The sequence below is a fragment of the Pseudomonas sp. P4_C4 genome (assembly GCF_056402055.1).
Map to the genome: position 1 here is coordinate 40240 of NZ_JBFUID010000046.1, position 11290 is coordinate 51529.

8 protein-coding genes and 2 riboswitches are annotated in these 11290 nt (G+C 60.9%); of the genes, 5 read left to right on the top strand and 3 right to left on the bottom strand.

Translation table 11 applies throughout. From position 1 onward, the window contains the following. Positions 1-3 precede the first annotated feature (3 nt). Positions 4-1074, bottom strand: a complete 1071-nt coding sequence (cobW, locus tag AC1DXW_RS22020) for a cobalamin biosynthesis protein CobW (RefSeq protein WP_477755173.1) — start codon at positions 1072-1074, stop codon at positions 4-6. 103 nt (positions 1075-1177) lie between these two features. Beyond that, positions 1178-1390, bottom strand: a riboswitch (cobalamin riboswitch). A 219-nt stretch (positions 1391-1609) separates the two neighbouring features. Further along, positions 1610-1834: riboswitch (cobalamin riboswitch) on the top strand. A 121-nt stretch (positions 1835-1955) separates the two neighbouring features. Here cobW and AC1DXW_RS22025 point away from each other — a divergent pair. The 4 genes from AC1DXW_RS22025 (at position 1956) to cobM (ending at position 4108) form a co-directional block, all read left to right on the top strand. Further along, positions 1956-2147, top strand: a complete 192-nt coding sequence (locus AC1DXW_RS22025; protein ID WP_150755732.1) for a CbtB domain-containing protein — start codon at positions 1956-1958, stop codon at positions 2145-2147. Positions 2148-2158: 11 nt separating this feature from the next. Continuing rightward, positions 2159-2866, top strand: a complete 708-nt coding sequence (locus AC1DXW_RS22030; RefSeq protein WP_477755172.1) for a CbtA family protein — start codon at positions 2159-2161, stop codon at positions 2864-2866. Beyond that, the gene (locus AC1DXW_RS22035) at positions 2863-3276 is read left to right on the top strand and encodes a cobalamin biosynthesis protein (RefSeq protein ID WP_223460948.1); all 414 of its coding nucleotides are present in this window, start codon (positions 2863-2865) and stop codon (positions 3274-3276) included. The genes AC1DXW_RS22030 and AC1DXW_RS22035 overlap by 4 nt, the downstream gene beginning before the upstream one ends. An 85-nt stretch (positions 3277-3361) precedes the next feature. Beyond that, positions 3362-4108: a precorrin-4 C(11)-methyltransferase gene (cobM, locus tag AC1DXW_RS22040; protein ID WP_477755171.1), complete on the top strand. Its 747-nt coding sequence runs from the start codon at positions 3362-3364 to the stop codon at positions 4106-4108. A gap of 157 nt (positions 4109-4265) precedes the next feature. Here cobM and nfuA read toward each other — a convergent pair whose 3' ends face one another. Beyond that, a complete protein-coding gene (nfuA, locus tag AC1DXW_RS22045) occupies positions 4266-4850 on the bottom strand; it encodes a Fe-S biogenesis protein NfuA (protein WP_007912592.1) in 585 nt (194 codons plus the stop codon). Positions 4851-5068: 218 nt separating this feature from the next. Then, complete coding sequence (locus AC1DXW_RS22050) at positions 5069-7366, bottom strand: fatty acid cis/trans isomerase (RefSeq protein WP_477760445.1); 2298 nt, start codon at positions 7364-7366, stop codon at positions 5069-5071. 156 nt (positions 7367-7522) lie between these two features. On the opposite strand from AC1DXW_RS22050, the gene metH reads away from it, so the two are divergent. Continuing rightward, complete coding sequence (metH, locus tag AC1DXW_RS22055) at positions 7523-11233, top strand: methionine synthase (protein WP_477760446.1); 3711 nt, start codon at positions 7523-7525, stop codon at positions 11231-11233. Positions 11234-11290 lie beyond the last annotated feature (57 nt).

Below are 11290 nucleotides of genomic sequence, written 5' to 3' on the forward strand. Positions count from 1 at the left end.
GGCTTACACGCTGAGCGCGGCGCGCAATTGCGCTTCGAGCACGGCGGCGTCCAGTTCCTGGCCGATCAGCACCAGGCGGGTTACGCGTGCTTCTTCGGCGCCCCACTGGCGGTCGAAGTGCTTGTCGAAACGCGTGCCCACGCCCTGGATCAGCAGGCGCATCGGTTTGTTCGGGATCGCCGCAAAACCCTTGACCCGCAGGATGCCGTGCTGGACCACCAATTGGGTCAGCGCATCCAGCAGCAAGCTTTCGTCGGCTTGCGGCAGCTCGATGGAGATCGAATCGAAGGCGTCGTGATCGTGGTCGTCATGATCATCGTCACCATCGTGATGATGGTCGTGGTGGCTGTGACGACTGTCGATGTGTTCTTCGGAGCCGGCACCCAGGCCGATCAGCACGTCCAGTGGCAGGCGACCGCTGCTGGCTTCAATGATTTTCACCGCTGGCGGCAATTCCTCGGCGACTTCCAGGCGCACGCGGGCCAGGTCCGCCGGGTTGATCAGGTCGGCTTTGTTGAGAATCACCAGATCGGCGCTGGCCAGTTGGTCGGCGAACAGTTCGTGCAGCGGCGATTCGTGGTCCAGGTTCGGGTCGAGTTTGCGCTGGGCGTCGACCTGATCCGGGAAGGCGGCGAAGGTGCCGGCGGCCACGGCCGGGCTGTCGACCACGGTGATTACCGCATCCACCGTGCAGGCGCTGCGGATTTCCGGCCACTGGAAGGCTTGCACCAGCGGCTTGGGCAGGGCCAGGCCGGACGTTTCAATGAGGATATGGTCGAGATCGCCGCGACGGGCCACCAGTTCGCGCATCACCGGGAAGAATTCTTCCTGGACGGTGCAGCACAGGCAGCCGTTGGCCAGCTCATAGACACGGCCGTTGGCTTCTTCTTCGGTGCAACCGATGGAGCATTGCTTGAGGATTTCGCCATCAATACCCAACTCACCGAATTCGTTGACGATCACCGCGATGCGGCGACCCTGGGCGTTGTCGAGCATGTGCCGCAGCAGTGTGGTTTTACCCGAGCCGAGAAAGCCGGTGACGATGGTGACGGGGAGTTTGGCCAGTGTTTTCATCGGATGCCCTATGGCTAAGGTGGCGGGCATACGGGACGACGACCGGCAACGCGGGCGCGTGTGCCTGAAGAGTTCGCCACCGGATCACCCCGCCCGGTTGAAAGTGAGAATCTGTGACGAGGCAGGTCTCCTGGCTGACGGTGTGCCGGCCTTGAGCCTGGCATTCGCTGCGCCTTCCCGCCGGCCTCATGGATTGAGCCTGCAGTGGCGTGGCAACGAACATCACCGTTCACAGTTGCGGGGGCAGCCGCGGCATCGACCGCGTTCCCTTCTTAGCTTCGGCAAACGCCGAAGAACCTCGAAAGCGCAAGGCTACGCATGGTATTGGGGCGGGTCAATGTTCATGCTGAGTTCTCTAGTGCCTGAAATGACGCCATCGTCGGAACGCCGCCCGGAGCAAGCTCGCTCCCACAGGGGATCGAGTTCTGTCAGGAGCATGCGGTCAAATGTGGGAGCGAGCTTGCTCGCGATTGGGTCGACCCGGTTCCGAATTGAGAACCCTTGCCAATTGACGCCCAACCCCCGCCCATGCTCTCCTACGCACCTTGTTACGGGTGCCCTTCACAGGGTGAAACGGGAAACCGGTGAATCATGTGCTTTACTCTAAGGCCATGTCAGTCCGGTGCTGCCCCCGCAACGGTAAGCGAGCGAAGCGTCAGATCCACTGTGCCAATACGGCATGGGAAGGTGATGCTTTCAGGTTCAGGCCAAGCCTTTGCCCCTCGTGAGCCCGGAGACCGGCCCGCAACACAAAGTGACCAGTACGGTCACTGAACCAACAAACCCGCGGTGGGCGGGCGCTGTTTGAAACCTTGCGCGCCTGGTCGTGCGGTTTTTTGCATGCGCTCTTAATCCCCGCTGACAGACCAGAGGGAAACGCCATGTCGATCATCAGCAGCGCCGAACACACATCCGCGAGCACCACCTCAACCCTGACCCAACGTCTGACCGTCGCCGTCTGCGCGTCGATCCTTGGCGCCTGCCTTGTGTATTTTGCCGGTTTCTCGCACATCGAAGCCGTGCACAACGCCGCCCACGATACCCGTCACAGCTCCGCGTTCCCGTGCCATTGAGAGCTGTCGTCATGATCAAGCGTATTGCGCAAACCGCAGGTTTCACCGGGTTGCTGGCCGCCCTGTTGCTGACCCTGCTGCAAAGCTTCTGGGTCGCTCCGCTGATTTTGCAGGCCGAGACCTACGAAAAATCCGAGCCGGCCGCTGTTGAAATGCATGAACACGCCGACGGTGCGATGGCTGCCCACACTCACGATGCGCAAGCCTGGGAGCCGGAAGACGGCTGGCAGCGCGTGCTGTCGACCACCGGCGGCAACCTGGTGGTAGCGGTCGGTTTCGCCCTGATGCTCGCCGGCCTGTACACCTTGCGTGCGCCGACCAAAACCTCCCAGGGCCTGCTCTGGGGCCTGGCCGGTTATGCGACGTTCGTGCTCGCGCCGACGCTCGGCCTGCCACCTGAATTGCCCGGCACTGCCGCCGCCGATCTGGCACAACGGCAACTGTGGTGGATTGGCACCGCTGCTTCCACTGCCGTCGGTATCGCCCTGATCGTATTCAGCCGTCACTGGCTGATGAAAGTCCTCGGCGCAGCGATTCTCGCCGTCCCCCATGTGATTGGCGCGCCGCAACCGGAAGTGCATTCGATGCTCGCTCCGGAGGCACTGGAAGCCCAGTTCAAAATCGCTTCGCAATTGACCAACGTGGCGTTCTGGCTGGCCCTGGGCCTGATCAGCGCCTGGTTGTTCCGTCGCAAAAGCGATGGTCAATACCACGCATGACGGATATCAGCACAGCGCCGACCCTGGTGGTCGGCCTGGGCTGCCAGCGCGGCTGCCCCGTCAGCACGTTGCTGGCGCTGCTCGATCAGGCACTGGAGGCGCACCAGATTGCTCGTCATGAAATCAAGGCCCTGGCCAGCATCGACTCCAAGCGTGACGAACCTGCGCTAATCGAACTGGCCCAGCAGCTTGGCCTGGAATTGATGTATTTCAGCAGTGAACAACTGGCCGCTTATGAACCGCAACTCAGTCATCAATCGCAAATAGCGTTTGAACGCACCGGTTGCTACGGCGTGGCGGAAAGCGCCGCACTGGCCCTGGCGGAACAACTGGCCCAGGCCCCGGCAAAACTGCTGATTCCACGACAAAAATACGCCCAGGCAACCCTGGCATTGGCCGGCGCGGCATAAAAAACCCGATAATCCCCACCGTTGATCATGAACACTCTTCATCTGAAGCCCTGTTCAGCCCCTTTTTTCCCCACAGGAACCGACGATGACCGTCTACTTCATTGGCGCAGGTCCCGGCGACCCCGAACTGATTACCGTCAAGGGCCAGCGGCTGATTCGCAGTTGTCCGGTGATCATTTATGCCGGTTCCCTGGTACCGGCCGCCGTACTGGAAGGTCACTGTGCCGAACAGGTGGTCAACAGCGCCGAACTGCACCTGGAACAGATCATCGACCTGATCAGGACCGCCCACGCCAACGGTCAGGATGTTGCCCGGGTGCACTCCGGCGATCCGAGTCTTTATGGCGCCATTGGCGAGCAGATTCGCTATCTGCGCGAGTTGGGAATTGCGTTCGAAATCGTCCCAGGCGTGACGGCCACAGCCGCTTGCGCTGCGCTTTTGGGTGCGGAGCTGACGCTGCCGGACGTTTCGCAGAGCGTGATTCTGACGCGCTACGCCGACAAGACCACCATGCCACCCGGAGAGGAGTTCTCCAGCCTCGCGCAACACGGCGCGACCATGGCGATTCACTTGGGGGTCAATCACCTGGCGAAGATCGTTGAGGAACTGCTGCCCCATTACGGCGCCGATTGCCCGATTGCGGTGGTCCACCGCGCGAGCTGGCCGGATCAGGATTGGGTGATGGGAACACTCGAGGATATTGCCGGGAAGGTTGAAGCCAAGGGCTTTCGCCGTACGGCGTTGATTCTGGTGGGTCGGGTGCTGGGCAGCGACCACTTCAGCGAGTCATCGCTTTATCGCGCGGGGCATGCTCATTTGTATCGCCCGTAGGGCCCCATCGCGAGCAAGCTCGCTCCCACATTGAAATGCGGTCAACTGTGGGAGCGACGGTGCGGCGATCCGACTTGCTCGCGATGGCGTCAGTAAATTTCACCCATAAAAAAACGGCGCTCACGGGGCGCCGTTTTTTCAATCCGCAGCGAACACCTTAGTAATAGGCGTTTTCTTTCTGCGTGTGGTCGGTCACGTCGCGAACGCCTTTGAGCTCCGGGATGCGCTCGAGCAAAGTGCGCTCGATGCCTTCCTTCAGCGTCACGTCGGCCTGGCCGCAGCCCTGGCAACCACCGCCGAACTGCAGGACGGCGATGCCGTCTTCGACCACGTCGATCAGGCTGACCTGACCGCCATGGCTGGCCAGCCCCGGGTTGATCTCGGTTTGCAGGTAGTAGTTGATGCGCTCGTTGACCGGGCTGTCGGCATTGACCATCGGTACTTTGGCGTTTGGCGCCTTGATGGTCAGCTGGCCGCCCATGCGGTCGGTGGCGTAGTCGACAACCGCATCGTCCAGGAAGGCTTCGCTGAAGTGGTCGATGTACGCGGTGAAGCTTTTGAGCCCCAGCGCGGTGTCTTCGGGTTTTTCTTCGCCCGGCTTGCAGTAGGCAATGCAGGTTTCGGCGTACTGGGTGCCAGGCTGGGTGATGAAGACGCGGATGCCGATGCCCGGGGTGTTCTGCTTGGACAGCAGATCAGCCAGATAATCGTGGGCGGCGTCAGTGATGGTAATAGCGGTCATGGAAACTCCTCGCAGGCTTGGGCGCAGTTTACGCCAATCAACGCGCCGGACAAAGTCCTAGTATTTTTGTCGGGAAAGATTCCGACGATCCCCCTGGTTTTCTGTAGGAGCGAGCTTGCTCGCGATGGTCGCCAACGATAACGCGCACTCCCGGGTTTACGCGGAGCACTTGAGACCATCGCGAGCGAGCTCGCTCCTACAAGGGGATTTGTGGTGGTTCAGAGATTCTCGTAGCGGTTCATGTCCAGCACGCCCTCTTCCACCGGATCGGTTTCTTGGATGTAGCGGCTCAGGTCATGGAAATAAGCCCAGAATTGCGGATGACTGCGGCGTATTCCCCAACGTTCGACGATTTTCTCGAAGCTGTCGGTATCCTTGGCGCTTTCCATCGCATCCACAAACGCCGGCACTTGCCCGGCCGGGATGTTGAACATGAAGTTCGGATAGCTGCTGAGTACACCCGGGAAAATCGTCAGAGTGTCGAGCCCCGGCTGATAGCGCAGCGATTCGCCAAGCAGGAATGCGACGTTGCTGTGGGCACGGTTGCGCAGCAGGCTATAGACCTCACGCTTGCCGCTACGGGTTTCGATGCGCAGCAGGGTCGCTTCCGGCAGTTGATCAATCACTTTCAACCCGGCCGCCGGACGCGAAGTCAGGCGGCTTAGCGTCTGTTCGGCACTTTGCAGGTCCGGATCAATGTTCGGCCGCGAGCAGTAGGCGCCGTCGCAGCGGTTGATCGGGTCGGGTCTGGCATTGAGATCGCCGTAACGGGCCAGCAACTGCATGGCAAAGTCGCGCTTGGGATCCTGCGGATTGAGATTCAACGCAGTCGGCTTGTCATCGTCGATGGACTCGTAGTCCAGCCACATCTTGAATTTTCCACTGTTCTGATACCAGTCGTCGAGGTAGCCATCCCGGGAATCGGCAGGCATCAGGCGCAGGAAATTCTGCTCGGCACCGTTGCGGATCAGGTCGAAATACAGCCGCGTCTGGGCCTGGTGGGACACGTTGCCAAACACATCGAAGTTCACTGCCAGTTGATAGTAAGTACGCTCCAGCAGCGGATAGTCGAACAGCCAGATCGTTTGCGGCACGTCGCCGATCAGGCCTTTGGTCACCGAAGCACTGTCGAAATGGCGGAAGATGCTCAGCAGCGCATTGTCGTTGCCCGCCCACAGGGTCGACCAGCTTGGCGCCGGCAGGTCAGCGTAGCTGTCCCGACGCAAGGCTTCGTATTCATTACGTTTGTCGCGGTAGTCGTGCCACAGGCTGAGGACGCTGCCGACGTCGTCGTTCTGCCCCGGCATCGCCAGCAACGGCGTGGCCTGCCCGCGATAGTTCGGATCGGTGACATAGAGATCGTGCTCGGGCGCCTGGAACAGCGCCCAGAAATTATCGCGGATCACGTCCGTGGCGATCTGCCCGCGGCACACCGGGCCGCGGATAAACGTGCGCACAAAGTACTCGGCGTTATCGAGCATGAACTGATAGCGCGCCTGGGCCGGGATCGCTTCGAAGGTGGCAAACGGGTTGGCCCGGCTCTGCGGCCCGTAGCCCGGCAATGCGTCGACCTGCCAGTTGCCGCTGTAGAGCAGGCTCTTGACCCGCGCCAGTTTCGCCGCACTCAGCGCATAGGTGATGTGGGTCTTGTGCACGATCACGCCCTGCACAGGCCACAAGCGATAGTAAAACTGCGTGCCCGGATCATCGTTCGGGCGACGGGTGTTGATCAGGTCGATCGGCTGGCCGGTCGGGGTGCGCGAACGCACCCACTGGAAGAAATGCCCAGGCTCGCCATCCTTGAAGTAGAGATGGGCGAGGAACCAGTGCTCGAACAGCCAGCGCCCCACCAGGCTTTCCCGGGCTCCCGGGGAATTGAGCAGGTTTTCCCATTGCACCACCTCCAAGGCTTCCCTGGCGCTGGGCGCCAGCGCCTGCTGATCGATCGGCGCGCCTGCCGCCAGCCAGCGTTGCAGCGTCTGGTACTGCTGGTCAGTCAGGCCGGTCACTGCCAGTGGCATGCCTTCTTTCGGGTGCGAAGCGGCGTAGCCGTCGAACTCCGCGGGCATGGCACACATGTTTTCCCGGTTCAGGCCCAGGACGATGTCTTCCGGCAGCTTGGCGCTGGGCTGCAATGGGGTTTTGTGGCCCAGTTCCAGCATCCGCGCCATCAGTGCGGCCTGGCTGCCCCGGGCATCGAGCACCGAATAGAAGCCCTTTTGCTGCCAGGCCTGTTTGCCGGAGGCGTCATAGAACAGTCGGGTCGGCGCAACGGCCTGGCGGCGGTCACCGTCGTAGACCGGGATTTTCGTCGCGCCCCGTGCCGCGCCCTCGCCGCTGCCCAGGTTGAGCTGACAGGCGGCGTCGTTGCAGGCGTGGCAGGCCACGCACTTTTCAGTGAAGATCGGTTGAATGTCGCGGCTGTATGAAATGACAGAAGAAATCGCCGGACTTTGCGCCACAGCGCCCCAGCTTAAAAACAAAAACAATGTGCTGATGACGAAGCGATACGACATGTCCCTGGTCCTGAATCCTGGAAAAACGCCGCGATTCTACCGGTCTGTCATCCTTGCCAACATGAACGATATTCATGCAAATTCGAGTCTTGCTCCAAAAGCGCACAGGTTTGCTATCATCCCGGCCCTTCGTCATGGTCTTACCGAGTAGTCCAAATGTCCGATCGCAGCGCTCGCCTTCAAGCTCTCAAGCACGCCCTCAAAGAGCGCATCCTGATTCTCGATGGCGGTATGGGCACGATGATCCAGAGCTACAAGCTCGAAGAGCAGGATTACCGTGGCAAACGCTTCGCTGACTGGCCGAGCGATGTCAAAGGCAACAACGACCTGTTGGTACTGACTCGCCCGGATGTGATTGGCGGCATTGAAAAAGCCTACCTGGACGCCGGCGCCGACATTCTGGAAACCAACACCTTCAACGCCACCCAGATCTCTCTGGCTGACTATGGCATGCAAGGCCTGGCGTATGAGTTAAACGTAGAAGGCGCACGCCTGGCGCGCAAGGTCGCCGACGCCAAGACCCTGGAAACCCCGGACAAGCCGCGCTTCGTTGCCGGCGTGCTCGGTCCTACAAGTCGCACCTGCTCGTTGTCCCCGGACGTGAACAACCCCGGCTACCGCAACGTGACCTTCGATGAACTGGTGGAGAACTACACCGAATCCACCAAAGGCCTGATCGAAGGCGGCGCCGACCTGATCCTGATCGAAACCATTTTCGACACCCTGAACGCCAAGGCGGCGATCTTCGCCGTCCAGGGCGTGTTCGAGGAGTTGGGCATTGAGTTGCCGATCATGATTTCCGGCACCATCACCGACGCCTCGGGCCGCACCCTGTCGGGCCAGACCACCGAAGCGTTCTGGAACTCCGTGGCCCACGCCAAGCCGATTTCCGTCGGTTTGAACTGCGCCCTCGGCGCCCGCGAATTGCGCCCGTACCTCGAAGAGCTGTCGAACAAGGCCAACACCCACGTTTCCGCGCACCCGAACGCCGGCCTGCCGAACGAATTCGGCGAGTACGACGAATTGCCATCGGAAACCGCCAAGGTCATCGAAGAATTCGCCCAGAGCGGCTTCCTCAACATCGTCGGCGGTTGCTGCGGCACCACGCCGGGCCACATCGAAGCCATCGCCAAGGCTGTGGCCGGATATGCGCCGCGCGAGATTCCGGACATTCCCAAGGCGTGCCGCCTCTCGGGCCTTGAGCCGTTCACCATCGATCGCAGCTCGCTGTTCGTCAACGTCGGCGAGCGCACCAATATCACCGGCTCCGCCAAGTTCGCCCGCCTGATCCGCGAAGACAACTACACCGAAGCCCTGGAAGTCGCCCTGCAGCAGGTCGAAGCCGGCGCCCAGGTGATCGACATCAACATGGACGAAGGGATGCTCGATTCGAAGAAGGCCATGGTGACCTTCCTCAATCTGATCGCCGGCGAACCGGACATCTCCCGCGTCCCGATCATGATCGACTCCTCGAAGTGGGAAGTGATCGAAGCCGGCCTCAAGTGCATCCAGGGCAAGGGCATCGTCAACTCGATCAGCATGAAAGAAGGCGTCGAGCAGTTCATCCATCACGCCAAGCTGTGCAAGCGCTACGGCGCCGCCGTGGTGGTGATGGCCTTCGACGAAGCCGGCCAGGCCGACACCGAAGCGCGCAAGAAGGAAATCTGCAAACGCTCCTACGACATTCTGGTCAACGAAGTCGGCTTCCCGCCGGAAGACATCATTTTCGACCCGAACATCTTCGCCGTGGCCACCGGCATCGAAGAACACAACAACTATGCTGTGGACTTCATCAACGCCTGTGCCTACATCCGTGACGAACTGCCGTACGCCCTGACCTCCGGCGGCGTGTCCAACGTGTCGTTCTCGTTCCGTGGCAACAACCCGGTGCGCGAGGCGATTCACTCGGTGTTCCTGCTGTATGCGATCCGTAACGGCCTGACCATGGGTATCGTCAACGCCGGCCAACTGGAGATCTACGACCAGATCCCGGTGGAGCTGCGCGACGCCGTGGAAGACGTGATCCTCAACCGCACCCCGGAAGGCACCGACGCCCTCCTCGCCATCGCCGACAAGTACAAGGGCGACGGCAGCGTCAAGGAAGCCGAGACCGAAGAGTGGCGCAACTGGGACGTCAACAAGCGTCTGGAGCATGCGCTGGTCAAAGGCATCACCACCCACATCGTTGAAGACACCGAAGAATCACGCCTGTCCTTCAGCCGCCCGATCGAAGTGATCGAAGGCCCGTTGATGGCCGGCATGAACATCGTCGGCGACCTGTTCGGCGCCGGTAAAATGTTCCTGCCTCAGGTGGTGAAATCCGCTCGGGTGATGAAGCAGGCCGTGGCGCATCTGATCCCGTTCATCGAACTGGAAAAAGGTGACAAGCCGCAGGCCAAGGGCAAGATCCTGATGGCGACCGTGAAAGGCGACGTGCACGACATCGGCAAGAACATCGTTGGCGTAGTGCTGGGTTGCAACGGCTATGACATCATCGACCTCGGCGTGATGGTCCCGGCGGAAAAAATCCTGCAAGTGGCCAAGGAACAGAAGTGCGACATCATCGGCCTGTCCGGCCTGATCACCCCGTCGCTGGATGAAATGGTCCACGTCGCCCGCGAAATGCAGCGTCAGGACTTCCACCTGCCGTTGATGATTGGTGGCGCGACCACCTCCAAGGCGCACACGGCGGTGAAGATCGAGCCGAAGTACAGCAACGACGCGGTGATCTACGTCACCGACGCCTCCCGCGCCGTGGGCGTGGCGACCCAGTTGCTGTCCAAGGAACTCAAGGCCGGCTTCGTCGAGAAAACCCGCCTGGACTACATTGAGGTTCGCGAGCGCACTGCCAACCGCAGCGCCCGCACCGAACGCCTGAGCTACGGCGCGGCCGTCGCCAAGAAGCCGCAATTCGACTGGGCGAGCTACACGCCGGTCAAACCGACTTTCACCGGTACGCGGGTGCTGGACAACATCGACCTCAACGTTCTGGCCGAATACATCGACTGGACGCCGTTTTTCATATCCTGGGACCTGGCCGGCAAGTTCCCGCGCATCCTCCAGGACGAAGTGGTCGGTGAAGCCGCCACCTCGCTGTACAAAGATGCCCGGGAAATGCTCACCAAACTGATCGACGAGAAACTGATCAGCGCCCGCGCGGTGTTTGGCTTCTGGCCGGCCAACCAGGTGCATGACGACGACATCGAGCTCTATGGCGATGACGGCAAGCCAATGGCCAAGCTGCACCACTTGCGTCAACAGATCATCAAGACCGATGGCAAGCCGAACTTCTCCCTGGCCGACTTCGTGGCGCCCAAAGACAGTGAAGTGACCGACTACGTGGGTGGCTTCATCACCACCGCGGGGATCGGTGCCGAAGAGGTCGCCAAGGCCTATCAGGATGCGGGCGACGACTACAACTCGATTATGGTCAAGGCCTTGGCCGACCGCTTGGCCGAGGCCTGTGCCGAGTGGCTGCACCAGCAGGTGCGTAAAGACTACTGGGGTTATGCCAAGGATGAGGCGCTGGATAACGAGGCACTGATCAAGGAGCAATACACCGGCATCCGTCCGGCACCGGGCTACCCGGCCTGCCCGGACCACACCGAGAAAGCCCAGCTGTTCAAGCTGCTGGACCCGGAAGCGGAAGAACTCAAGGCCGGCCGCAGCGGTGTGTTCCTCACCGAGCACTACGCGATGTTCCCGGCGGCAGCGGTCAGCGGCTGGTACTTCGCTCACCCGCAGGCGCAGTATTTCGCCGTGGGCAAGATCGACAAGGATCAGGTGCAGAGTTACACCTCGCGTAAAGGTCAGGAGCTGAGCGTAACCGAGCGTTGGCTGGCGCCGAACCTGGGTTACGACAACTAAGATCAAGCAAAATCAAAAGATCGCAGCCTTCGGCAGCTCCTACAGGTGTACACATAA

Coding starts and splice junctions, on each gene's coding strand:
- cobM (WP_477755171.1), top strand. CDS start 3,362: ATGACCGTCTACTTCATTGGCGCAGGTCCCGGCGACCCCGAACTGATT.
- AC1DXW_RS22050 (WP_477760445.1), bottom strand. CDS start 7,366: ATGTCGTATCGCTTCGTCATCAGCACATTGTTTTTGTTTTTAAGCTGG.
- AC1DXW_RS22035 (WP_223460948.1), top strand. CDS start 2,863: ATGACGGATATCAGCACAGCGCCGACCCTGGTGGTCGGCCTGGGCTGC.
- metH (WP_477760446.1), top strand. CDS start 7,523: ATGTCCGATCGCAGCGCTCGCCTTCAAGCTCTCAAGCACGCCCTCAAA.
- AC1DXW_RS22030 (WP_477755172.1), top strand. CDS start 2,159: ATGATCAAGCGTATTGCGCAAACCGCAGGTTTCACCGGGTTGCTGGCC.
- cobW (WP_477755173.1), bottom strand. CDS start 1,074: ATGAAAACACTGGCCAAACTCCCCGTCACCATCGTCACCGGCTTTCTC.
- AC1DXW_RS22025 (WP_150755732.1), top strand. CDS start 1,956: ATGTCGATCATCAGCAGCGCCGAACACACATCCGCGAGCACCACCTCA.
- nfuA (WP_007912592.1), bottom strand. CDS start 4,850: ATGACCGCTATTACCATCACTGACGCCGCCCACGATTATCTGGCTGAT.